27 protein-coding genes are annotated in these 24980 nt (G+C 30.5%); 15 read left to right on the top strand and 12 right to left on the bottom strand.

Going from position 1 to position 24980, the window contains the following annotated elements; genetic code table 11:
• Together AC3ATN_RS04715 and AC3ATN_RS04720 are read left to right on the top strand one after the other, a co-directional pair.
• Nucleotides 1–957, top strand: a complete 957-nt coding sequence (locus AC3ATN_RS04715; protein WP_487532078.1) for an alpha/beta fold hydrolase — start codon at nt 1–3, stop codon at nt 955–957.
• 11 nt (nt 958–968) lie between these two features.
• Nucleotides 969–1397 carry an OsmC family protein gene (locus AC3ATN_RS04720; protein ID WP_487532079.1) on the top strand — a complete coding sequence of 143 codons (429 nt, stop codon included), beginning with the start codon at nt 969–971 and terminating at the stop codon, nt 1395–1397.
• Here the strand turns inward: AC3ATN_RS04720 and AC3ATN_RS04725 are convergent.
• Nucleotides 1394–2290: an ATP-binding cassette domain-containing protein gene (locus tag AC3ATN_RS04725; protein ID WP_487532080.1), complete on the bottom strand. Its 897-nt coding sequence runs from the start codon at nt 2288–2290 to the stop codon at nt 1394–1396. The genes AC3ATN_RS04720 and AC3ATN_RS04725 overlap by 4 nt on opposite strands.
• Nucleotides 2291–2548: 258 nt before the next feature.
• On the opposite strand from AC3ATN_RS04725, the gene AC3ATN_RS04730 reads away from it, so the two are divergent.
• Genes AC3ATN_RS04730 through AC3ATN_RS04745 form a run of 4 tightly spaced genes read left to right on the top strand, consistent with a single transcriptional unit; the run spans nt 2549 to nt 6470 of the window.
• On the top strand, nt 2549–3379 hold the full coding sequence (locus AC3ATN_RS04730; RefSeq protein ID WP_487532081.1) for a prephenate dehydratase: 831 nt from the start codon (nt 2549–2551) through the stop codon (nt 3377–3379).
• Complete coding sequence (locus tag AC3ATN_RS04735) at nt 3366–4520, top strand: pyridoxal phosphate-dependent aminotransferase (protein WP_487532082.1); 1155 nt, start codon at nt 3366–3368, stop codon at nt 4518–4520. The genes AC3ATN_RS04730 and AC3ATN_RS04735 overlap by 14 nt, the downstream gene beginning before the upstream one ends.
• Nucleotides 4521–4522: 2 nt before the next feature.
• Nucleotides 4523–5374, top strand: a complete 852-nt coding sequence (locus AC3ATN_RS04740; RefSeq protein WP_487532083.1) for a prephenate dehydrogenase — start codon at nt 4523–4525, stop codon at nt 5372–5374.
• Nucleotides 5375–5387: 13 nt separating this feature from the next.
• Nucleotides 5388–6470: a chorismate mutase gene (locus AC3ATN_RS04745; RefSeq protein ID WP_487532084.1), complete on the top strand. Its 1083-nt coding sequence runs from the start codon at nt 5388–5390 to the stop codon at nt 6468–6470.
• Here AC3ATN_RS04745 and AC3ATN_RS04750 read toward each other — a convergent pair whose 3' ends face one another.
• Together AC3ATN_RS04750 and AC3ATN_RS04755 are read right to left on the bottom strand one after the other, a co-directional pair.
• On the bottom strand, nt 6471–7658 hold the full coding sequence (locus AC3ATN_RS04750; RefSeq protein ID WP_487532085.1) for a pyridoxal phosphate-dependent aminotransferase: 1188 nt from the start codon (nt 7656–7658) through the stop codon (nt 6471–6473).
• Nucleotides 7659–7664: 6 nt separating this feature from the next.
• Entirely contained in the window at nt 7665–8771 is a 1107-nt protein-coding gene (locus AC3ATN_RS04755; protein WP_487532086.1) for a fatty acid desaturase family protein, read from the bottom strand.
• Nucleotides 8772–8834: 63 nt separating this feature from the next.
• Here AC3ATN_RS04755 and rsmG point away from each other — a divergent pair, with 63 nt between their 5' ends.
• Nucleotides 8835–9476, top strand: a complete 642-nt coding sequence (rsmG, locus tag AC3ATN_RS04760) for a 16S rRNA (guanine(527)-N(7))-methyltransferase RsmG (protein WP_487532087.1) — start codon at nt 8835–8837, stop codon at nt 9474–9476.
• Here the strand turns inward: rsmG and pruA are convergent.
• Nucleotides 9458–11083 (bottom strand): L-glutamate gamma-semialdehyde dehydrogenase, encoded by a 1626-nt coding sequence (gene pruA / locus AC3ATN_RS04765; RefSeq protein ID WP_487532088.1) that lies wholly within the window; start codon nt 11081–11083, stop codon nt 9458–9460. The two genes, rsmG and pruA, sit on opposite strands and share 19 nt — an antisense overlap.
• A 93-nt stretch (nt 11084–11176) precedes the next feature.
• On the bottom strand, nt 11177–12433 hold the full coding sequence (locus tag AC3ATN_RS04770; protein WP_487532089.1) for a type IX secretion system plug protein: 1257 nt from the start codon (nt 12431–12433) through the stop codon (nt 11177–11179).
• Nucleotides 12434–12586: 153 nt separating this feature from the next.
• Here AC3ATN_RS04770 and AC3ATN_RS04775 point away from each other — a divergent pair, with 153 nt between their 5' ends.
• Genes AC3ATN_RS04775 through AC3ATN_RS04810 form a run of 8 tightly spaced genes read left to right on the top strand, consistent with a single transcriptional unit; the run spans nt 12587 to nt 19848 of the window.
• Nucleotides 12587–13933: a Na(+)-translocating NADH-quinone reductase subunit A gene (locus tag AC3ATN_RS04775; protein ID WP_487532090.1), complete on the top strand. Its 1347-nt coding sequence runs from the start codon at nt 12587–12589 to the stop codon at nt 13931–13933.
• A gap of 11 nt (nt 13934–13944) precedes the next feature.
• Nucleotides 13945–15111 carry an NADH:ubiquinone reductase (Na(+)-transporting) subunit B gene (locus tag AC3ATN_RS04780; RefSeq protein WP_487532091.1) on the top strand — a complete coding sequence of 389 codons (1167 nt, stop codon included), beginning with the start codon at nt 13945–13947 and terminating at the stop codon, nt 15109–15111.
• Entirely contained in the window at nt 15108–15839 is a 732-nt protein-coding gene (nqrC, locus tag AC3ATN_RS04785) for an NADH:ubiquinone reductase (Na(+)-transporting) subunit C (protein WP_487532092.1), read from the top strand. The genes AC3ATN_RS04780 and nqrC overlap by 4 nt, the downstream gene beginning before the upstream one ends.
• A gap of 4 nt (nt 15840–15843) precedes the next feature.
• Nucleotides 15844–16539 (top strand): NADH:ubiquinone reductase (Na(+)-transporting) subunit D, encoded by a 696-nt coding sequence (locus tag AC3ATN_RS04790; RefSeq protein ID WP_487532093.1) that lies wholly within the window; start codon nt 15844–15846, stop codon nt 16537–16539.
• Between the two features lie 3 nt (nt 16540–16542).
• Complete coding sequence (nqrE, locus tag AC3ATN_RS04795) at nt 16543–17160, top strand: NADH:ubiquinone reductase (Na(+)-transporting) subunit E (protein WP_487532094.1); 618 nt, start codon at nt 16543–16545, stop codon at nt 17158–17160.
• 3 nt (nt 17161–17163) lie between these two features.
• The gene (gene nqrF, locus AC3ATN_RS04800) at nt 17164–18459 is read left to right on the top strand and encodes an NADH:ubiquinone reductase (Na(+)-transporting) subunit F (RefSeq protein WP_487532095.1); all 1296 of its coding nucleotides are present in this window, start codon (nt 17164–17166) and stop codon (nt 18457–18459) included.
• Nucleotides 18460–18473: 14 nt separating this feature from the next.
• Nucleotides 18474–18827, top strand: a complete 354-nt coding sequence (locus tag AC3ATN_RS04805; protein ID WP_487532096.1) for a Na(+)-translocating NADH-quinone reductase subunit F — start codon at nt 18474–18476, stop codon at nt 18825–18827.
• 7 nt (nt 18828–18834) lie between these two features.
• Nucleotides 18835–19848, top strand: a complete 1014-nt coding sequence (locus tag AC3ATN_RS04810; protein ID WP_487532097.1) for an FAD:protein FMN transferase — start codon at nt 18835–18837, stop codon at nt 19846–19848.
• Here the strand turns inward: AC3ATN_RS04810 and trpA are convergent, their stop codons facing one another.
• The 7 genes from trpA to AC3ATN_RS04845 all read right to left on the bottom strand — a co-directional run.
• Entirely contained in the window at nt 19849–20613 is a 765-nt protein-coding gene (trpA, locus tag AC3ATN_RS04815; protein ID WP_487532098.1) for a tryptophan synthase subunit alpha, read from the bottom strand.
• Nucleotides 20610–21791 carry a tryptophan synthase subunit beta gene (trpB, locus tag AC3ATN_RS04820; RefSeq protein WP_487532099.1) on the bottom strand — a complete coding sequence of 394 codons (1182 nt, stop codon included), beginning with the start codon at nt 21789–21791 and terminating at the stop codon, nt 20610–20612. Before trpB ends, trpA begins: the two co-directional genes overlap by 4 nt.
• A complete protein-coding gene (locus tag AC3ATN_RS04825) occupies nt 21781–22398 on the bottom strand; it encodes a phosphoribosylanthranilate isomerase (protein ID WP_487532100.1) in 618 nt (205 codons plus the stop codon). Before AC3ATN_RS04825 ends, trpB begins: the two co-directional genes overlap by 11 nt.
• Nucleotides 22388–23179, bottom strand: coding sequence for an indole-3-glycerol phosphate synthase TrpC (gene trpC, locus AC3ATN_RS04830; protein ID WP_487532101.1), 792 nt, complete (start codon nt 23177–23179; stop codon nt 22388–22390). Before trpC ends, AC3ATN_RS04825 begins: the two co-directional genes overlap by 11 nt.
• Entirely contained in the window at nt 23179–24171 is a 993-nt protein-coding gene (trpD, locus tag AC3ATN_RS04835) for an anthranilate phosphoribosyltransferase (protein WP_487532102.1), read from the bottom strand. Before trpD ends, trpC begins: the two co-directional genes overlap by 1 nt.
• A gap of 6 nt (nt 24172–24177) precedes the next feature.
• Nucleotides 24178–24741, bottom strand: coding sequence for an anthranilate synthase component II (locus AC3ATN_RS04840; protein ID WP_487532103.1), 564 nt, complete (start codon nt 24739–24741; stop codon nt 24178–24180).
• Nucleotides 24741–24980 (bottom strand): chorismate-binding protein (locus tag AC3ATN_RS04845; RefSeq protein ID WP_487532104.1); only part of this gene is annotated, 240 nt, incomplete at its 5' end. The genes AC3ATN_RS04845 and AC3ATN_RS04840, both read right to left, overlap by 1 nt.

A 24980-nucleotide genomic window follows, 5' to 3' on the forward strand; every position in this document is an offset into this window, starting at 1 on the left:
TTGCCAACAAATCAATTAAATTCATTAGATGTAGAAATTTTAGAGGAACAAATGAAGGTTTCTTTAACATACTTTATTAGGGGTCCAGATATTGGCAAATCACCCATTATTTTAATTAATCATCCTTTAACAGCGAATGCTAAATTTTCTGGAGCTGATGGTTGGTGGAACGAAATAGTTGGATCAAATAAAGTAATTGATACAAATATTTATACTGTAATCTCATTTAATATTCCGGGAAATGGAATCGATTCACATAAATGGAAGTCCATTGAAAAAATTCATACTGGACATATTGCCAAATTATTTATTAGTGGATTAAATAAATTAGGAATTAATCGTCTTTTCGCTTTAATTGGAGGATCAATAGGTGGAGGTATTTTATGGGAAATGGCAGTACTTGCCCCTAATTTATCAAAATACTTAATTCCAATTGCTTCAGATTGGAAATCAACAGACTGGATAATAGCAAATACTTTTATTCAAAAACAAATATTAAAAAATTCAAAAAATCCTATCGTAGATGCAAGAATGCATGCTATGCTTTTATACAGGACACCAGAATCATTTAGTCTTCGATTTGCTCGAAGTCAAAATGAACATAAAAAAATATTTAATATTGAAAGTTGGTTGTTACATCATGGTCAAGTTCTTAAAGATAGATTTACTTTAAAGGGATACCTTACTGTGAATCATTTGCTAGGTAGTATCAATATCCTAAGAGATAATCAGAATTTTGATGTTTTAACTGAATTAATATCTTCAGAAATCCACTTAATCTCTATTAATTCTGATTTATTATTTCTTGCTAGTGAAGATAAACAAACTTTTAAAAGACTCAATAAACTTAAAAAAAAGTGTTTTTACTATGAAATAAATTCAGTTCACGGTCATGATGCATTTTTAATTGAAAACAAACAGGTTATAAATATTTTAAGTACTATTTTTAAAAAATAAATTTATTGGTAATGGAGGTATTTTTAGAAAGAATAAACAATGATTATTTATTTGAGGTTTCAAACTCAAAAGGTCGGAGAGTTCTGTTGGATAACAACTCAAAAAAAGAAGGTAGCGTTAAAGGTATTAGTCCAATGGAGCTATTACTAATGGGTTTGGCTGGCTGCAGCAGTATCGACGTTGTTGCGATTTTGAACAAACAAAAAATTAACCCAACTTCAATTAAGATGGAAGTAAAGGGACAAAGATTACCTGATGCAGTTCCTGCACTATTTCACACAATCAATGTTGATGTAATTTTAGAGGGAGATTTTTCTCCTGAAAAGGCAAAACGAGCTGTAGACCTGTCTTTTGAAAAATATTGTTCAGTTTCCAAAACTCTTGAGCCTACTGCGAAAATTATCTACAAGATATTTTTGAATGGAAATAAAATACATTAATTGACCGTTAGATTTTTAAATACTTCTTCAAGTGTTTGATTTTTGGTCTCTAGATTTAATATTTTTAGTTTATTATCATGAGCAAAATCAAATACTTTACTTCTTTGATCCATACTGGTTTTAAATAGAATTTCATATTCAAAATCAAAAGTATTCTTAACGCTTTCAACAAACTCAAGTTTTGCTAGTGCTTCAGTTTCAACTCTATAATCAAATGTGACTTTAATAATTTGTTCGTTAATATTTTTTAGTTTTTTTATTGGTGAATCTAAAATGATTTCTCCTTTATGGAGTAGAATGATTCTATCACAGAAAGCCTCAGCTTCCTGTAAAATATGTGTTGAAAAAAATACTATTTTTTCTTTTCCTAATTTTTTGATTAGCCCACGAACTTCTATTAATTGATTGGGATCAAGTCCTGTTGTTGGTTCATCAAGAATAATGAGTTCAGGATTATGAATTATTGCTGCAGCAATTCCAACTCTTTGTTTATATCCTTTTGAAAGTTTTTCAATTTTATAATTTTTATATTCCTCTAAACCTGTAACTGAAAGTATATTATTAAGGTTTGGATTTCTTACTTTATAAAGTCCAGCAATAAACAATAAATACTCCGAAACTAGTAGTTCACCGTAAAGAGGGTTGTTTTCCGGGAGATATCCCGTCATTTTTTGAATTTCAATGAGTTTTTGTTTCAAGTCTAAACCATTCATTGAGATATTTCCGTCCCATTTAAGATTTATACCAGTAAGTATTTTCATTAATGTGGTTTTTCCTGCACCGTTCATGCCAAGGAGCCCAATGATTTCACCCTTTTTACAATTCAAAGAAAGATTTGATAAAACCCTTTTTGTTCCGTAATATTTATTTAAGTTTTGAATTAAAAGTCCCATTATTTCGTTGTAAAAATATATGATTTTAATTAAATTGTGGGAGTAATCTTTTGTTATATATTGATTTAATTATAAATTTCTTATAAAAACTTGTTTATTTCAAAAGTGATTTTAAATTTGTATTAATTATAATTTCAATGACTTCTACATTTTTTTACTATTATGACTTTTTCTACTTCTTTACAAAAGAGTGAAGGGCATTGTAGTAATTAAATTTATAAATACATACAGTCCTGATTAAATCAGGACTTTTTTTTTATGACTGATAAAAATAAAATAGCGATTCAAGGGATAGAAGGTTCATTTCATCATGCAGTCGCCATGTCCTATTTTGACTCTGGTTTTAGTGTAGACTGCTGTAATTCATTTGATGCCCTAGTTTTTTCTATTTTAAATAATGATTCGAGTCATGGAGTGATGGCAATTGAAAATTCTATAGCAGGCTCTATTATTTCAAATTACGCATTAATAGATCAAAACAACCTCAATATTGTTGGTGAGTGTTATCATCAAATTCAGCATTCTCTTTTGGCGCTACCTAATCAAAGTATTGATGAAATACATGAGGTCCATTCTCATCCTATGGCCCTTTTACAGTGTAAAGAATTTTTTTCTAATTATCCAAATATAAAGCTTGTTGAGTCTGATGATACTGCTAACGCAGCTAAAGAAATCTTCACAAATCAAATACATAAAAGAGCAGCTATTGCCAGTAAGTCTGCTGCTCACTTATACAGTTTAAACATTCTAAAAAACTCAATACAAACCATAAATAATAATGTAACTAGATTTGTGATTATCCAAAAAAAATCTCCCTTGATAAAATTAGATTATAATAAGGCTGCACTTAAATTTATCTTAGATCATAAAAGAGGTAGTTTAGCAGCTGTGTTAAATGTAATGAGTGATTGTAAACTTAATTTAACTAAGATTCAATCTTTACCAATAATTGAAATCCCTGGAAAGTATTCTTTTTTTGTAGACGTAACTTTTGATTCTGAATCTTTCTTTGAAAAAGCATATTCAATTTTAGAAATAATGACGTTAGAACTAAAGGTTTTTGGAAAATATAACAATGAAAAAAAATAATATGCCTGCTAAAAGATTAAATAGTGTTAAAGAATACTATTTTTCCTCAAAATTAAGGGAGGTAGGATCTTTGATAAAATCAGGAAAGGCAATTATAAATTTGGGTATTGGCAGTCCAGACCTATTACCATCAAATGATGTTATATCTTCTTTGGTAGAAAGTGTTAGTGATTCTAATGCCCATCAATATCAATCATATCAAGGTATCCCAGAGTTTAGACAAGCAATTTCTGTTTTTTATAAATCCCATTATAAGGTTGAATTAAACCCCAAAGATGAGGTGTTGCCTTTAATTGGTTCCAAGGAAGGAATTATGCACATAAGCATGGCTTTTTTAAATCCAGGAGATCAAGTTTTAATTCCTAATCCTGGATATCCTACATATTCATCAGTTACAAAATTATTAGAAGCTGAACCAATTTTATACAATCTAAAAGAATTTGATGGTTGGTTGCCAAGTTTAAAATTGTTGGAAAAAATGGATTTATCAAAAGTTAAAATAATGTGGATAAACTATCCACATATGCCTACAGGTTCTGAAGTGAATGATAGTTTTTTTGATGATCTTATTTCTTTTGCTAAAAGAAATAATATTTTAGTGGTAAATGATAATCCATATAGTTTTATTTTAACAAAACATCCAAAAAGTTTTTTATCTCATAATGGTGCAATTGATGTTGGTATGGAGCTTAATTCATTGAGTAAATCGTTTAATATGGCAGGTTGGAGAGTCGGAATGTTGCTTGGAAGCCAATCTAATATTAAATCTGTATTGAAGGTAAAATCTAATATGGACTCAGGCATGTTTTATGGAGTTCAAAAGGGAGCTATAAAAGCATTGAGTCTTGATAAAAAATGGTTTTACGATTTAAATAAGATTTATGAGGAAAGAAGAGAGGTTGCCTGGAAAATTGCAGATAAATTAAAAACAACTTACAATAAAAATGCAGTTGGTCTTTTTATTTGGGCAAGGCTTCCTGATAGTATTGAAAATCCAGATGTATTAATTGATGAATTATTATATAAAAAAAATATTTTTATAACACCAGGTAAAATATTTGGATCTCAAGGAGAAAGATACATTAGGATTTCTTTGTGTTCAAGTACATTAAAACTTAAGGAGGCACTCAATCGTTTATAAATATGAGAGTAGGAATTGCAGGTGTTGGTTTAATCGGAGGATCTTTAGCTATTCAAGTAAGGAAACTTTTTGATAATGTAATAATTTCAGGATATGATTCCTCTAAATTACATTTAAAACAGTCACTTGAAATTGGTTTAATTGATGAAATTATTTCAGAAAAAGATTTTATTAATTTGGATATTCTTTTACTTGCTTATCCAGTTAAACATATAACTAATCAGTTAAATTCGGTCTTAGATATGGTTGGAGTCAATACTCTTGTTATTGATTTTGGTTCAACAAAATCTAAAATATGTAGAAATATTTCTTCTCATTCAAAAAGATCACAATTTCTAGCAACACATCCTATAGCTGGAACAGAATTTTCAGGACCAAATTCTGCTAATAAAGACCTGTTTAAAGGAAAGGTGCAAATTATATGTGAGTCGCACAAGACTAAAAGTGATTTATTGAATTGGGCTCTGAATTTTTTCTCATCTATTGGTATGATTATTAAAAAAATGAACCCTGAAGAACATGATAAACACATAGCGTATGTTTCGCACTTATCACATATTTCCTCTTTTATTTTAGGACAGACAGTTTTAGAAAAAGAAAAAGATGAATCAGCTATTTTTGCAATGGCTGGAAGTGGATTTGCTTCTACAGTTAGATTAGCAAAAAGCTCTCCAAACACATGGAGTTCTATTTTCGAAGAAAACAGAGAAAACATTCTCGAATCTTTAAAACACTATCTTTCAAACTTAGAAGACTTCAAGGATTTTTTAGAGAATGAAAATTATAAAAAAATATATACCACAATTGAGAAAACGAATGCTATTAAAAGAGTTCTAAAAGGTATTAAGAAATAAAATAAATATTAAAATGGTAAATCAAATTAATTTAAAAAAATGGCTTCAAGATTTTAAACTTGATCATCCTTTGGTTATTGGAGGGCCTTGTAGTGCAGAAACTGAAGAACAAGTATTAAAGATAGCTCATCAATTGAAGGATTCTGACGTTACAGTATATAGGGCAGGGATTTGGAAGCCAAGAACACGTCCTGGGAATTTTGAAGGAGTCGGAGCTATTGGTTTAGGATGGTTAAAGAAAGTAAAAGAACAAACAGGTCTTTTAATAGCTACTGAAGTTGCAAACGCAAATCATTGTAAGCTCGCTCTTGAGGCTGACATTGATGTTCTATGGATTGGTGCCAGGTCAACCGTAAGTCCTTTTATAGTTCAAGAAATTGCTGATGCATTAAAGGGGACGGATAAAATTGTTTTGGTGAAAAATCCTGTAAACCCAGATCTTGACTTGTGGCTTGGAGGTGTTGAAAGATTATATAAGTCTGATATTAAAAAACTTGGTGTTATTCATCGTGGTTTTTCAACTTCAAGCAAGTCAAAGTATAGGAATCAACCTGAATGGCAAATTGCAATTGAGCTTCAAAATAAATTTCCAGATTTACCAATTATATGTGATCCTTCTCATATATCAGGAAGAAGAGATCTTATTTTTGATATAAGTCAAAGGGCTTTAGATTTAAATTTTGACGGATTAATGGTAGAGTCACATTATGATCCTGATATAGCCTGGAGCGATGCAAAACAACAAATCACTCCTGAAACCTTGATTCAATATATGAAGGATTGGAAAATAAGAAATATAACTACTACCGAGGAAAGTTACCAGAGTAGCTTAAAAAATTTAAGAGCAAAAATTGATGTGATCGACCAATCACTTCTTGATCTTCTTGGGGAAAGGATGAAAGTTGCTGAGGGCATCGGAGAGTTAAAGAAAACAAAAAATGTTGCAGTTCTTCAAAATAAAAGATGGAATGAGATTTTAGGTAAAATGATTTTAGAAGGAGAAGAAAGAGATTTAAGTGAAGAATTTATTTTAAGAATGTTTAAAGCTATTCATCAAGAATCTATAAATCATCAACAAGCTATTTATAAAAAATAACTACTGCATTAATGAACTCTTAATTTGCTGACAAGCCATTTTAATTTGGTTAGAAGATGCTGCATATGATATTCGAATACAGTTTGGATTTCCAAATGCTTCTCCACTAACAGTTGCAACATGAGCTTTTTGTAAAAGAAATAAAGAAAAATCAGAAGAATTATTTATATTTTTTCCATTGATATTTTTTCCAAAATAAGATGAAATATCTGGAAAAATATAAAAAGCTCCCTCGGGTTTGTTTAAATTAAACCCTTTTATCCCACTCAATAGTCTGGTGATTAAATCTCTTCTTTTTTTGAATTCATTAACCATATATTTAATATTATCTACCGATCCGTCTAGAGCAGCTATTGTAGCTCTTTGGGCTATACAATTAGCTCCACTTGTTATCTGACCTTGCATCTTGTTACATGCTTTTGCGATCCATTCAGGCGCCCCAATATAACCAATTCTCCAACCAGTCATTGCAAATGCTTTAGCAACGCCATTGACAGTTATAGTACGATCGTACATTTTTGTAATGGATGCAAAACTAAATACAGATTTTCCATAATTTATGTGTTCATATATCTCATCTGATATAATATATATATTTGGATATTTTTCTAAAACTTTTGCAAGATTTCTATACTCAGACTCCGAATATATTGATCCGCTGGGATTATTAGGTGAGTTAAAAATAACCATTCTAGTTTTTGGAGTAATTGCACCTTCAAGTTGCTCAGGAGTTATTTTAAAATCAGTTTCAATATTAGAGGGAATAACTACAGATTTCGCTTCTGATAATGTTGCTATTGCTGAATAGCTTACCCAGTAAGGAGCTGGTAAAAGCACTTCATCTCCAGGATTCAGTAGAACCATACAAACATTAGCAATTGATTGTTTAGCTCCTGTGGAGACAACAATTTGGTTCAACTCATAATTTAAATTATTGTCACGTTTAAATTTATTAGAAATAGACTCCTTAAGATCTACATAACCATCTACAGGAGAATAAGAGTTGTAATTATCATTTACTGCTTGGATAGCAGCATTTTTAATAAATTCTGGAGTATTAAAATCGGGTTCTCCAAGACTTAGTCCAATAATATCAACTCCCTTTTCTTTTAACTCTCTTGCTTTTGATGCCATTGCAAGAGTTGCGGAGATTGGTAGACTATTAATCCTGTCAGATAAATTTTTCATAATCATCTAGACTTTTAATGCTATTGGTTGAACCCCCATTTTTCTTAAATATTTAAAATGTGAAAAAAGAGCACTTCCAATGTCTTTATACTCTATGTAAGGTAAATTAAATTCTTTTGCAGTTTCTTTAACAATTTTAGCTATATCACTATAATGTATATGACTAATGTTTGGGAAAATATGATGTTCGATTTGATGATTTAATCCCCCTGTAAACCAATTAATAAAAACATTTTTATTTGCAAAATTAACCGTTGTAAAAAGTTGATGAATTGCCCAAGTATTTTTCATTGTTCCGGTTTCTTTATCTGGAAGAGGCATTTGAGCATCTTCAATTATGTGCGCAAGTTGAAAAACAAGACTAAGGATTAAGCCAGCTGTGTAATGCATAATAAAAAAACCCAATAAAACTTTCCACCATTGAATATCAAGAAAAATAATTGGAAAAATTATCCAGATTCCAAAATACAGAAACTTAGTAATTATAAGAATAATCCATTGTCTGAGAGGTTGAAGTTTTTTTCGATAAGTTAATTTTTGTTTTAAATATTTCCTAGTTTGTTTGATGTCAGTGGTTATAGACCAATTAATGGTTAATAGTCCATAAAGAAATATAGAGTAAATATGCTGAAAACGGTGGAAAGCAGACCATTTACTGTGTTTTGAAAAACGGATTATTCTCCCAGCTTCCAAATCTTCGTCGTGACCATGAATATTTGTATATGTATGATGAAGCATATTATGTTGAACTTTCCAGTTATGAACATTCCCTGCTAATATGTATATACTTGACCCCATTAATTTATTCACCCAATTTTTCTTAGAAAAAGACCCATGATTACCGTCATGCATAACATTCATACCTACTCCTGCCATTCCAATTCCCATAACGACACATAGTCCTATTTTAATCCATGGATTTAATTCAGTAAATAAAATAAAAAAATAAGGTGTTAAAAAAAGTAAAAACATAATTAATGTCTTTAAGTAAAGTTTCCAATTCCCAGTCTTGGATTTATTTAATTCTTTAAAATGATCATTAACACGTTTATTTAGCGTTATAAAAAATTTCTTTGAATCTTTTCTAGAGAAACGTAACGACATATTTTCCATATAATTATAATTTTATTTAAAGTAATTTAAAACACAAGTTATATTTTAGCCAAAAATAATCTATTGAATCTTTTCGAACAATATTTTCCTGGTTTATCTTATGAACAAATTCACAAATATTCACAACTAAATATACTATATAAACAATGGAATTCTAAAATAAATATTATATCAAGAAAAGATATTGATTTTTTAAATGAGAAACATATTATTCATTCATTAGCAATTGCTAAATTTCATAATTTTAAATCTGGAACTGAAGTTCTAGATATCGGGACAGGAGGGGGGTTACCTGGGATTCCTTTGGCTATATTATTTCCAAATGTAAAATTTCATCTAATAGACAGCATTGGAAAAAAAATAAAAGTAGTAAATGATATTTCAGAAAAATTGGGTTTAAAAAATATATATGCATATCATACAAGAGCAGAAGATTTTCAGCATAAGTTTGACTTTATAGTTAGCAGAGCTGTGACAAAAATGATCGATTTTGTTCCTCTTGTTTATAAAAATATTAAATCTAAAAACTTTAATAGTATAGAAAACGGAATTATTTGTCTTAAGGGAGGGGATTTAAAACAAGAGTTAATATCATTTCCTGAAGCAAGGCAGGTAAAATTATCAACTTATTTTAATTCTGAATTCTTTCAAACAAAAAAAATTGTTTATATACCAAAAAATAATATTTATCCTAAGAAAGGATAACGATAATCTGTAACTGGCAAGAAGTTTTCTTTAATCATTCTTGGTGATATCCATCTTAAAAGATTAAACATTGATCCTGCTTTGTCATTAGTTCCTGATGCTCTTGCTCCTCCAAAAGGCTGTTGTCCAACTACAGCTCCTGTAGGTTTATCATTTAAGTAAAAGTTTCCTGCGCAATTTTCTAAAGCAACAATAGCTTGATCAATTGCATATCGATCCTCAGAAAAAACTGCTCCTGTAAGAGCATAAATTGAGGTAGAATCAACTAGTTTTAAGGTTTTCTCCCATTCATTATCAGGGTATGTGTATACCGTAACTAAAGGACCAAAAAGTTCTTGTTCCATCGAAAAGTAATTTGGATTCGATGTAGTTACAACAGTTGGATTTATAAAATAACCAACTGATTTATCGTATGTTCCTCCATGAAAAATTTCAGCATCAGTATCAGATTTCACTTTTTCAATTGAGCTGGCTATTCTGTCAAAAGCTTCTTCATGGATTACTGCAGTAATATAATTTCTAAAATCATTTGGTGGTCCAACCTTAATTGTGTCTAATTGTCTTTTTAACTCTGAGAGAATATTTTTACTTAATGATTTTGGAAGATAGACCCTCGAGGCTGCAGAGCATTTTTGTCCTTGATATTCAAAGGCACCTCTAACAATTGCAGTAGCTACCTCATTTACCTTTGAGCTTGGATGTGCAATTATAAAATCTTTACCCCCAGTTTCTCCTACAATTTTAGGGTATGTTTTATAGTTTGAAATATTTTCTCCTATTTTTCTCCAAATATTTTGAAACACAAAAGTCGAGCCAGTGTAATGTATGCCTGCAAAATCCTTTGAAGCTAAAACAGTATTAGTTATCATTTCAGGATCTCCCATAATCATATTAATAACACCATCTGGTAATCCAGCTTCTTCGAAAACCTCCATCACAACTTGGGCAGAAAAGATTTGATGATCACTAGGTTTCCAAACAATAACATTACCCATTAAGGCAGCACTAGCGGAAAGGTTTCCTGAAATTGCTGTAAAGTTAAAAGGAGAAACAGAATAAACAAAACCTTCTAAAGGGCGATAATGAAGTTGATTCCACATACCTGAACTACTTTTGGGTTGGTTTTGGTATATGTCCTGCATATAAGAAGCGTTAAACCTCAAAAAATCAATATATTCACATGCAGCATCTATTTCTGCCTGATGGACTGTTTTGGATTGAGCAATCATGGTAGCAGCATTAATTTTACTTCTGTAGGGGCCAGCAATTAAGTCTGCAGCTTTTAGAAAGCTTGAAGCTCTCCTTGTCCAATGCATTTGACTCCATTTTTTTCTTGCTTTTAAAGCACTTTTTATGGCTTCATTAACTTGATCTTTATTTGCGGTGTGATATTCTCCCAATACATGTTTATGGTCATGGGGTGGACTCATGATTTTAGTAACATCTCCAATAACTTCCTTACCGTTAATCTTTAAATAAACAGTTGATTTTTTTTTATATAATTTATTGTAAGTTTCGAGAACAGACTCTCTTTCTTTACTTCCGGGCTTATAATCTAAAATTGTTTCGTTTATAGGGTGTGGAATAGATATATTACTGTTATTCATAAAAAAATTATTTTTCAAATGTAATAATAGTGAATGATTTTTTTTAAAAAATCCATAACAACTTTAGTATTTAGAAGTTGTTACTAAATCACTTTAGTTTAAAATCTGTCTTGAATCAGTCTCTCCAAAACCAATTAATTCATCAAAAATCCCACCAGGTGGCTTATAGTAAACCAGAATCTTATAATTATTTTCAGTTTGAAAGAAATTTCCAGAAATAAGATTTGGCTCCCAACCAAATGTTGTGTTAGCGTAATATTTATAATTATAAAACCCTTGTTTAAAAAGAATCCTTGCTTCATATGCTTCGAGAGCTTTATTGTAAGACATTAAATTCTCTTCACTGGATTCATAGTTATTAAAGTTGCTCAAAATAAAAATATCTGTTTCTGGTAATTCTATGCTTGCAGCTAAAGTGAAGTATACCCAACTATAATCTGCTTCAATTCCAGGATCCTGACTACCTATGACAGTTCTTATCTGAAAACCTCCATTAATATCATTATTAAAAGAATATGGAAAATTTTTTCTTGGAATATCAGTGTAAAGATAAGACTCATAGAGCAGTTCTAAGTTAACAAAACTTATGTTTGGGCTTGTAACTCTAAGATCTTTTGTGTCAAAAAAAAGATACTCATTTCCGCCTTCAAAACTTGTCTTAATATCGTATCTGTATTTCAAAACTTTATTATTTTTGAACTGCGGTTTTATGCCTGAAATGGAGTTATTCCAGTGGTCGTTTTGAATTATCATAACATTTAAATTATCTTCAAAGTCCTGAAGAGAACCTAAATTTTTTTGGATTAAATTAAATTTTATGTTTTGGTGAGTCGTAAAATATTTTAAATCCCTTGTTCTATATACCTCTGCCGAAACTGACACTTTAGGGTTTAGATAAACAAACCTTCTTGAGAATTGTAGCTCATCATTTCTATTATATACATGAATTTTGTAATTGCCAGCTAACTTTAAATTGGTTGATGAATTAGGTAATGTTAATTTATAGTGAGTATATCTTTGAAGTGTATTGAAAGAATTTTGAAAATTTGAAATTCTAATATTATCCAACCCATCAATAAATTCATTTTTAAATAAAATAGATTCAGACCAATCATAGTTGTGGTAGGTTATTTTATAATAGTAATCCTCTTCATTAGCATTGAGATCATCAAATGATAATTCCAAGGAGCTTCCTTTTTTTAAAATCGGAAATTGACTTGATTTTTTATCAATTTTAAAAATTACAGTTTTGATATTTTCGGGTTGAGGTATTTTATTAGATTCAATATTATTACTGAAAATATTAATTATAACGGCTGATAATATTGTTTTAAAAATGAAAATTTTCATTGTTCCAAAATTACAAATAATTATTTTAGAGCTTAAAAAACATATTAATTATTTAGAATCTTTATAAATAAAAAATTTCCTCTTTCAAACGCTTTTTCAATCTATGTTTAAAGATTAAATTTGCATGATTTTAGTCTAGAAAAATTATAATATATGTCCAAAGACATAAGCCTAAAAAAAGGAGCAAATCTCAATTTAGCTGGTAAAGCTAAGAAAAGCATTAACGAAAAGTCAAAATCAGACTTTTTTGCAATTCTTCCTGACAACTTTTTTTCATTAACTCCAAAGTTAATTATTAAGGAGGGAGAAGAAGTTTCTAAAGGATCTCCAATTTTTTATGATAAGAAAAACCCATCAATTCAATTTGTTTCTCCTACATCAGGTATAGTTAGTAAAATTATCAGAGTTGCTAAAAGAAAAATTGAATCAATTATTATCGAACAGCAAGGTGATAGAGAGATTACTCATAAAATCCCAAAGGTATTAAGTAGAGAAAATATAATTGACACGCTTACTATTAGTGGATGTTGGCCTTTTATCAGACAAAGACCTTATAATATAATAGCTGATCCAAATGATGTTCCAAAACAGATATTAATTTCTTGTTTTACTTCAGCTCCTTTGGATGTAGATTTTGATTTTATTCTTAAAAATCAACAAGATGATTTTCAGTCAGGAATAAATATATTAAACAATCTAGTTGATAATAAAATTATCTTAACTGTCGCTAAAAATTCAAATAGTTTTTTTGAAAGTATTAATAACGTCGACGTTATTAACATAACTGGTCCTCATCCCTCATCTAATCCAAGCGTCCAAATTCAAAAAATATCCCCAATAAATATGGGTGATAAGATATGGGTGATTAGGCCTGAGGATGTTATTAATATTAGTTTATTATTTAAAACCGGTACTTATCAGGCGCAAAGAACAGTTGCTGTTGCTGGAAGTTCAATAAAGAATCCACAATACTTTAAAACTAAAATTGGTGCTCAAATTGATCCTTTAATAAAAATAGCTGGTATTAAATATAAATCTCAAATGAGATTCATAAATGGAGATGTTTTATCAGGATCTACAACTAATAAAGTAGGATTTTTAGGTTTTTACAATAATTTATTATCTGTAATTCCTGAAGGAAATAAATATAGAATGTTTGGATGGTTGCCTTTTGTAGATAATTCTATCCCTAGTCTCTCAAGAACAAGTTTTTCTTGGCTTTTCTCCAAAAAAGGATATGAAATTGATACAAATCTTAATGGAGAAGAAAGAGCTATAGTTGTTACTGGAGAAATGGAGAAAGTATTTCCAATGGATATATACCCTATGCAACTTCTAAAAGTTTGTATGACGGGAGATATCGAAAAAATGGAAGCTTTTGGTATCTATGAGGTTGTTCCAGAGGATTTTGGATTGATCGATTATGCAAATACCTCTAAAATTGAAGCTCAAGAAATAATTTCTGATGCAATTGAATTAATGATTAAAGAAGCAGGTTAAAAATTTAAAAAATGAATTTTCTAAGAAATAAACTTGATGAAATAAAAAGACCTTTTACCAAGGGTGAAAAATGGGAAAAATTTGCTCCGGCAATAAATGCTTTTGACACATTTTTATTTGTTCCCAATCATACCACCCAAAAAGGGTCACACATTCGAGACGGAATTGATCTAAAAAGAACAATGGTTACCGTGATAATTGCTTTATTACCGGCTTTATTCTATGGAATATACAATACAGGTTTTCAATATTTAAATCAGTTAGGGTCTGAATTCACATTTATGGATGCTCTTATTCATGGATCTTGGAAGATAATCCCAATGATCGTAGTTTCTTATGTTGTTGGTTTAACAATTGAATTTGCCTTTGCTATTTATCGTGGTCATGAGGTAAACGAGGGTTATTTAGTAACAGGAATGCTTGTTCCTATGATAATGCCTGTTGATATTCCTCTATGGATGGTAGCTATTTCAGTGGCCTTTGCTGTTGTTATTGCAAAAGAAGCCTTTGGAGGAACAGGTATGAATATTTTAAATCCTGCCTTAACTGCAAGAGCCTTTGCCTTTTTTGCATATCCAACTTATATGTCTGGAAACAAGGTATGGGTTTCAGAGGCAAGTATGGTTGATGGAGTTTCTGGAGAAACTATTTTAGGCAGTTTAGCTGCAGGACAACAAGTTGGCTACTCAATGCTACAAATGTTTTCAGGATCTATTCCAGGGTCCATTGCTGAAACTTCAACTTTATGGATTTTAGCAGGAGCCTTAATATTAGTTGCTACTGGAGTTGGGAGTTGGAGAATAATGTTAGGAGGAGTTTTAGGTGCATCATTAATGGGATTTTTATTTAATTTATGGGGAGCAAATCCACTTATGAGTTTTAGTTGGATGAGTCACTTAATTGTTGGTGGTTTTGCATTTGGAATTGTTTTTATGGCAACTGATCCTGTTTCGGCGGCTCAGACTCAAAAAGGAAAATGGATTTATGGTATTTTAGTTGGTGTATTTTGTATTATGATTAGGGTTTTTAATCCTGCATATCCTGAAGGTGTAATGTTGGCTATTCTTCTGATGAATGTTTTTGCTCCTACTATTGATCATTACGTTTACAATGCCAACGTGAATAAAAGAAAAAAACGCTGGGAATCAGCTCAAATTAAAGTAGCACAAACAATATGAATAGAGACAGTAACGCATATACATTTTTATTTTCAGCTATAATGGTTTTTATAGTAGCAGCTTCACTTGCAGCAACAGCAACTTCCCTTCAAGATATTCAGGCTGAAAACGTTCGTAAAGAAAAAATGCAAAATATTTTGGCGACTATTGGTGTAATTGTGGAAAGAGAAAAAGCACCAGAGGTTTATACAAAATATATTATCGAAGAACTATCTTTGCTTTCAGATGGCACAATCGATAGAGGAGTTGATGCATTTAAACTAAAATTAAATCTGGAAATAAAGAAGCCAATTAATCAACAAAGATTTCCACTGTATTTAGCAGAGGTTGATTCTTCACAATACTACATTGTTCCATTGAGAGGATCTGGTTTATGGGATGCTATCTGGGGTTATGTAGCTCTTGAAGGAGATAGAAGCACAATAAAAGGAGCTGTTTTTGATCACAAAGGAGAGACTGCTGGGTTAGGAGCTGAAATAACCCAAAAATGGTTTCAAGATAGTTTTACTGGTGAAAAGGTTCTCAATCAGAATGGGGATCTAGTAGGGATTAATGTTTCTAAAACTAACAATGATCCTGATGGAAATGATAAAGATGATAACGAAGTTGATGCTATTTCAGGGGCTACGATAACTGGAGATGGAGTAACAGATATGATCAAAGAACGATTGCAAAATTATTTATCATATTTCAATTCTAAAAAACAAAAAATAGCATACATAAATTAATAAAATGTCTAAGAAAAATTGTAATACAGTAAATAAACCAATAATTCTTTTTTTAAACGAAGATAAGGAGCCACTCTTTTCAAAAAAAAATAGAGCTTTATTGACTGATCCAATGGACGATAACAATCCGATTACGGTTCAAGTTCTTGGAATATGTTCTGCCCTAGCAATTACTGTTCAGCTTAAGCCTGCAATAGTAATGAGCCTCTCAGTTATGGCAGTTATGGCAGCAAGTAATGTTATAATTTCACTTTTAAGAGATTTAATTCCAAATAGAATTAGAATTATTGTTCAATTAGTTGTTGTTGCCTCTATGGTTATTTTAGTTGATCAAATTTTAAGAGCCTATGCTTACGATGTTAGTAAAGAACTTTCAATCTTTATTGGTTTAATTATTACAAATTGTATTGTCATGGGAAGGCTTGAAGCTTTTGCACTTGGTAATGGTGTTTGGAAATCATTTTTAGATGGTATTGGTAATGCAGCAGGCTATGGGTTTATACTTATAATAGTCGCATTTTTCAGAGAGTTATTTGGCTCAGGAAAACTTTTAGGTTTCCAGGTTATCCCAGATTTTATATACGACATGGGGTATGTGAATAATGGTTTGATGCTTTTGTCACCAATGGCCCTTATAACTGTAGGTTTGTACATCTGGTTTCAAAGATCAAAAAATAGAACTTTAATTGAAAAAAATTAATTTATGGAGGCATATTTAAACCTATTCATAAAAAGTATTTTCATTGAAAATATGATTTTTGCATATTTCTTAGGGATGTGTTCATATTTAGCTGTTTCTAAAACAGTTAAAACTGCTGTTGGTCTTGGTTTTGCTGTTATTTTTGTCTTATCAATAACAGTCCCAATTAATTTTTTAATTGACACATACATCCTTAAGCCAGGAGCTTTGAAATGGATCGGACCCGAATATGAAACCGTAAATCTAAGCTTTCTCAGTTTTATAATGTTTATAGCTGTTATAGCTTCCATGGTTCAATTAGTTGAAATGATAGTTGAGAGATTTTCTCCTGAGCTTTATGGTGCTTTGGGTATTTTTCTTCCATTAATTGCAGTTAATTGTGCGATTTTAGGTGGATCCTTATTTATGCAGCAAAAAGATTTTTCTGGAATAACAGAATCAGCTATTTATGGTTTTGGCTCCGGAATAGGATGGTTACTAGCTATTGTTGCTATTGCAGCAATAAGAGAGAAAATTGCATATTCAAATGTACCCGCTCCTCTAAGAGGTTTGGGTATTACATTTATTATTACAGGATTAATGGCCTTAGGTTTTATGAGTTTTATGGGAATTAAATTATAATTAATGGATTATAGAGTAATTATATTAAGTATTGTTGTTTTTTTAATTCTTACTTTTTTATTAGTTGGGGTTTTATTAGGTGCTAAGTCTAAGTTATTGCCTTCCGGACCAGTTAATCTTCAAATTAACGGTGAAAATGATTTAGAAGTTTCCTCAGGAGGTACACTTCTATCTACTTTGGGAAATAATAAAATATTTTTACCCTCGGCTTGTGGGGGAGGTGGGACATGCATTCAATGTAAATGTCAAATTTTAGATGGGGGTGGAGACATACTTCCAACAGAAAAACCACATTTTACTAGAAAAGAAATTGCAGAAGGGTGGCGTCTAGGTTGCCAAGTTAAGGTAAAGCAAAATATGGTTATTGAAGTTCCAGAAGAAGTTTTTGGAATAAAAAAATGGGAAGCCACAGTCATGCGTAATTGGAACGTCGCATCCTTTATTAAAGAATTTGTAGTTAAATTACCTGAAGCGATGGATTACAAAGCAGGTGGCTACATTCAAATTGAAATTCCAAAATGTGAGGTTAAATATGATGAAATTGATATTTCTGCTCATCCTGACGAACATCCTGATGAAGTAGAAAAATTCAAAATGGAATGGGATAAGTTTAATCTTTGGCCATTGGTGATGAAAAACCCAGAGACAGTAGAAAGAGCCTATTCCATGGCCTCTTATCCCGCTGAAGGTAAAGAAGTTATGCTTAATGTAAGAATTGCTACTCCTCCATGGGATCGTACAAAAAATGGATGGGCAGATTTGAATCCTGGAGTTGCATCTTCATATATATTTTCCAAAAAAGCTGGTGATAAAGTAACTATTTCAGGACCCTATGGTGAGTTTTTTATAAATGAATCTGAAGCAGAAATGTTATATGTAGGAGGTGGAGCTGGAATGGCACCGATGCGATCTCATTTATATGAACTTTTCAGAACATTAAAAACAGGAAGAATAGTTACTTTCTGGTATGGAGGTCGTTCCAAAAGAGAACTTTTTTATATGGATCACTTTAGAGCGCTAGAGAAAGATTTTCCAAATTTTAAATTTTACATAGCACTATCAGAGCCACTCCCTGAAGATAATTGGACAGAAAAAAAGAGTTTAGATGGAAAAGGTGATGGTTTTACAGGATTCGTTCATCAAGTTGTAATAGACAACTATTTATCTAATCATGAGTCACCAGAAGATATTGAGGTTTATTTTTGTGGTCCCCCTCTCATGAATCAAGCTATTGAGAGAATGGCAGACGATTTTGGTGTACCCCCGGAAAATGTTCGTTTTGACGATTTTGGAGGATAAATTTTATTAATAATATGTTATCTGATCAAGATTTACATAATCTAGCTATGAAAACAGTTGGGGATTCTCTAAAAGAAAATGATTTTGAGTTTTTATCCGTTAATTCTAAACTTAAAAAGGACCCACAATTTGTATGTTTAAAGAATAAAAAACTCCATTTTTTTATAGTAAGAGCTGTTAAATATCCAAAAAACCCCATATCGTATGATTCTGTTACGGCTATTAAATTAAAAAAACATGCAGATAAGTTTAATGCAAAAACCTATTTTGCTGGAGTAGGATTTGCGAATTCAATGAATTACGAAGATCCAATTCAGAAAAACAAGCCTTATGTTGTTAACTTTAATGGATGGTTACTAATTGAATAAATTAACTATGTTACGAGAATTTAAGAATATAAGACTTGTTATAATTATTGTTTTTTCACTAATTATTATTTCATGCGCATCTAAATCAGAAAATATTCGTATTAGTGGTGTTGCTCTTGGAGCCCCAATGAATATTATTCACGATTCTAAAATCCCTAATAATGATTTAAAAATCGAAATTGACAAACTATTAATTAAGATTAATCAATCAATGTCTACATATCAAATAGATTCTGACATTTCTAGAATAAATACTGGTCTTGAAGTTCAAGTTGATTCTTTTTTTAAAGACGTTTTTACTAAATCTTCCGAAGTGTGGAGATTAACTAATGGAGCTTTCGACCCTACAGTTGGCGCATTAGTAAATGCTTATGGATTTGGCCCTAGTCAAGATTTTATTAACGAGCTAACTAAAATTCAAATAGATAGTCTATTGCAAATTACTGGATGGAAAAAAATTCATTTAAATTCCGAAGGATACTTAATTAAGTCAAATAAAAACATATCTATTGATTTTAACTCCATAGCCAAAGGATATACTGTTGATATGATTGCTAGATATTTAGAAGAAGTCGGAGCTAAAAATTTTCTAGTAGAAATTGGAGGTGAGATTTTAGCAAAAGGAATAAGTTCAAAGAGTAAAAAACCATGGAAAATAGGGATTGATTTTCCAGAATCAAATTTATCTAAAAGAAGTAATTTCACGACTTATATTCTTGATAATAAATCTATAGCTACTTCAGGAAATTATAGACATTTTAGAATTGATAATATAACTGGTAATAAATATGTGCATACTATCGATCCAAGAAGTGGCCTTTCTGTTCAATCTAAAATTTTAAGTGCATCGGTAGTTGCTAGTAATTGTATGACAGCTGATGCGTGGGCGACAAGTTTAATGGTTTTATCTCTAGATGAAGGAAAAGAATTAATTGAAAATAATAAAGATTTAGAAGCATTTTGGATAATAGCAGATAAAGGTGAGTTGAATTCAGTTTATTCTTCAGGCTGGATGAATTAATTATCTTATATCCTTGATAAAATCATTAATTTTATTAATACCCTTATCTTCCAGAAACTTAATAAAAGCAGATCCAATTATCGCACCATTTGAACTCTTGATAGCTGAATTGAATGTTTCATTGTTACTTATTCCAAATCCAACTATAGTTGGGTTTTTTAAATCCATAGATTTTATTCTTTCAAAATATGCTATTTGATTTTGATTTATTTTTGTTTTTGCACCAGTTACACTTGCACTACTTACCATATAAATAAATCCATTTGAAACACTATCTATATATCTTACTCTTTCATTAGATGTTTGGGGGGTTATTAAAAACATATTATATAATCCGTACTTATCAAATAATGATTTATAATTCTTTTCAAATACATCAACAGGAAGATCTGGTATTATTAAGCCATCAATTCCAATTAGTTTACATTTTTGACAAAATTTTTCGACTCCATATTGCATAATTGGATTAAAATATCCCATTATAATTAGGGGAATAGTGATCTCTTTTCTAATTCCTTTAAGTTGATTAAAAAGTTTTTCAGTAGTCATACCGTTTACTAATGCTTTGGTAGAGCTTTTTTGAATAACAGGGCCATCTGCTAAAGGATCTGAGAATGGCAAACCAATTTCAATCATATCCACTCCAGAACTCTGTAGATTCTTTAAAATAACTTTAGTGTCCTCAAGCTTAGGATGGCCTGCGGAAAAATAAATTGATAATATTTTATCTTTATTTTTAAAGACGTGATCGATTCTGTTTTTCATAATTGAAAATAATTTATAAATGTATCTAAATCTTTATCGCCTCTTCCAGAGCAATTAAAAACAATAATATCGTCGGGTTTAAATTTTTTCAAATCTAACACAGCAAATGCATGAGCAGTTTCAATTGCAGGAATTATTCCCTCCATTTGAGATAATGTTAATCCCCAATCCATTGCTTCATGATCAGGAATAGAAATAAACTCTGCGCGTTTAGTTTTAAAAAGATTTGCATGCATAGGCCCAACTCCTGGATAATCTAAACCGGCTGAAATCGAGTAGGGTTCGGATATTTGACCATCTTTAGTTTGCATTAATAAAGTTTTACTACCGTGAATAATACCTTCTTTTCCCAGTGCAGATGTGGCAGCACTTTTACCAGAGTTAACTCCTTTTCCAGCAGCTTCAATGGAGATAATATTAACTCTTTTATCATTTAAATAATGATAATAAATTCCTGCAGCGTTACTTCCACCTCCTACACATGCAATTAAATAATCTGGATAATCTCTCCCTTCTATTTTTTTTAGTTGAATTTTAATTTCATCACTAATAACAGATTGAAAACGAGCTACCATATCTGGATAAGGATGAGGGCCAACTACAGATCCGATAATATAATGAGTATTAACGGGATTGTTAATCCAGTCTCTAATAGCTTCGTTAGTAGCATCTTTTAATGTTTTACTTCCTGATGTTGCTGGACGAACTTCAGCTCCTAGCATTTTCATTCTAGCCACATTTGGTGCCTGACGTTTAATATCTAGTTCTCCCATATAAACAATACACTCTATTCCCATTAATGCGCATACAGTAGCTGTAGCTACTCCATGTTGTCCTGCACCAGTTTCTGCAATTATTCGATTTTTACCTAATCGTTTTGCTAAAAGAATTTGACCTATTGTATTATTTACTTTATGAGCTCCAGTATGACACAAATCTTCTCTTTTTAAATATATTTTAGTATTGTATTTCTTGGATAAACGTTTTGCAAAATATAGAGGTGTTGGTCTTCCTACATAGGATTTTAAAAGATCATTAAATTCTTTTTTAAATTCCGGTTCAGAAGTTATTTTAAGATACTTATCTTTTAATTCAGATACGTTAGGGTATAACATTTCAGGAATAAAAGCACCACCAAAATCACCATAAAATCCTTTCTCATCTACATTATAATTCATATAGTTTTCTTTTAAATTGAGTTAATTTATCTATTTTTTTTAATCCTGGTTTACTTTCAAATTTACTATTAACATCAATGGCATAAATAGGTAAACTGGTTTTTAACAATTTGTGAATTTTATTTATTTCTTCTATACCAATTCCACCACTGAGGAAAAAGGGTTTTTTATAGTGATAATTATCTAAAATTTCCCAATCAAAACTTTTACCATTACCTCCAGGAAGTTTTCCATATGTATCAAAAAGATAAAAGTCACAACATTTTTCATAATAATTCAAATCTTTAAAATTAAAACTAGAATTAAGATTAAAAGATTTAATGATTTCAATTCCCAAACCACTAATTAATCTGCAATACTCAGGAGTTTCCTTTCCGTGTAGTTGAACTGCTTTAAGTTTGTGTTTTATAATACAATTTTTAAGATCCTCAATAGGTGAGTCAACAAAAACACCAGTTTTTTTTATTGTTTTAGGTAATTCAATTATTTGATTATTAAAATATCTAGAGGATTTTTTCCAAAAAATAAAACCCATATAATCCGGATTTAGAGTTGAAACGAGTTTAGTGTTATCAACATCTCGCATTCCACAAATCTTAAATTTCATCTTCAATTTTTTTTATAAATTCATAGGCACTCTCACCTGGATTATCAGTCTTCATAAAATTTTCACCAACTAAAAAACCTTTGAAACCAAATGATTTTAGTTCAATTATTGTTTTGCTATTATTAATTCCACTTTCTGATACTTTAATAAACTCATCAGGTATTTTCTCAGCTAGTTCTCTACTGGTATCAATATTCACTTCAAAGCTTTTAAGATTTCTATTATTAACTCCAATTAAATCGATTGATGGCATTAGAGACTTATTTAACTCCTCGAGATCGTGAACTTCTAATAAAACTTCTAAATTTAAATTTTTAGCAAATTTTGAAAGATGTTTTATCTGTTTGTTATTTAGTATTGATGCTATTAAAAGAATTACATCCGCACCGTGAGCTTTAGCCTCAATAATTTGAAACTCATCAATAACAAAATCTTTTCTTAAAATTGGTAATTCTGAAGAAGCTCTCGCTATGTTAAGATCATCTAGAGATCCCCCAAAATACTTTCCTTCAGTAAGAATTGAAATCCCACAAACTCCTGAAGACTCATAACCTTTTATCACATCAACAACTGAAAGAGAAGTATTTATATTTAGTTTTGAAGGAGAACGTCGCTTATGTTCTGAAATAATTCCAGAATTACTCTGCACAAGATTTTTTGAAAGAGAAACAGTTGATTTATTATATAATGGAGATTTTTCTAAATATAAAACTGGAAATAATTTTTTTCGAATTGAGACCTCAATTCTTTTGTCAGCTACAATTCTATCTAAAATAGTCATTATGAACAGATTTTTTGGAGTGATACAAGAGATTCCATTGCTTTCCCAGAATCAAGTGATTCCTTTGCAATTTCATAACCTTCTCTTGGTGTTATTCCCATTTTTATTGATATTGCTAGAGCTGAATTTACACAAACAACTTGATTTTGAGCTTCAGTTCCTTTTCCTGATAAAACATTCATAAATATTTTGGCTGATGATTCTATTGAATTCCCTCCTATAATATCCTTTTCACTTAGAGTAGTTAATCCAAAATATTTAGGATCGATAAGCTCTTCTTTAATATTTGAAATTAATTTAGTAGATCCAGTTAAAGAAACTTCATCATAACCATCTAAAGAATGAATTATATTAAATTTCTTGTCTGTGTTTTGATATAAATAACCATATATTCTTGCTAGCTCTAAGCTAAAAACTCCTACTATTTGATTTTTGGGAAATGAGGGATTTACCATTGGACCCAAAATATTAAAAAATGTTTTTACGGCTAACTCTTTTCTTATGGGGGCTACATTTTTCATAGCAGGGTGAAATAAAGGAGCGTGAAGTATACATATTCCAGCTTTATCGATGCATGACTTTAAAAAAGTTTCACTATTTGAAAATTTAACACCTAAATATTCCATTACATTACTCGATCCGCAACTAGAAGAAACCCCATAATTTCCGTGTTTTGCGACTTTTATTCCTGATCCAGCAGTAACAAAAGAAGCTAGTGTAGAAATATTAAATGTGTCTTTATTGTCACCTCCAGTTCCGCATAAGTCAATAGCATCAAATTCATCAAGATTAACTCGAATACAGAGTTCTAGCAATGCATCTCTAAATCCTTCTAGTTCTTTTATAGTTATGCTTCTCATCATATAAACAGTTAAAAATGCTGAAATTTGACTACTGTTGTATTTTCCATTAGCAATACCATATAAAATATTTTTGGACTCTTTTTTGTCTAAAATTTCATGATGAATTAAGCGGTTTAGTATAGTCTTCATTTTTATTTAAGATGTTAACCAATTATTAATAATTTGTTTTCCAAAGGGCGTTAAAATTGATTCAGGATGAAACTGCACGCCTTTAATATCAAATACTTTATGTTTTATCGCCATTATTTGTTTGTTATTGTCAATTGCGGTTACTACTAATTCATTTGGTAACGGATTATCTATAACCCAAGAATGATATCTTCCAACCTCGATTTCAATCGGGATATTATTGAAAAGAGAATCATTTTCAACTATTTTTATTTTGGACGACACTCCATGAAAAACACTTTTAAGGTTCTTTAAATTTCCACCAAATACCTGACCTATGGCTTGATGTCCTAAACAAATTCCTAAAATTGATTTTGAATTAGCATATTTTATTATACACTCTTTTAATTTTCCAGCTTCATCCGGAATTCCTGGGCCAGGAGATAATAAAACCTTGTTATACTTTAAAAGATCATCCATCTCAAACTTATCATTTCTACATACCTTAACTTCAGCTCCAAATTCTTTTAAATAATGAACTAGATTATAGGTAAATGAATCATAATTATCTATTACAAACACTTTATTCATTAGTTAATTTTTTCAGCTATTTCTAAAGCTTTGTTTAGAGCTCCTAGTTTGTTGTAAACCTCTTGAAGTTCTTTTTCTTCATCAGATGCAGCAACAATTCCAGCTCCTGCCTGATAGAACAAAGTATGATTTTTACTTAAAAATGATCTGATTATGATTGCATGATTAAAATTCCCTTCAAAATCCATAAAACCTATTGCTCCCCCATAAAAACTTCTATTAAATTTTTCATATTTTTC

Source organism: Candidatus Marivariicella sp., from assembly GCF_983056325.1.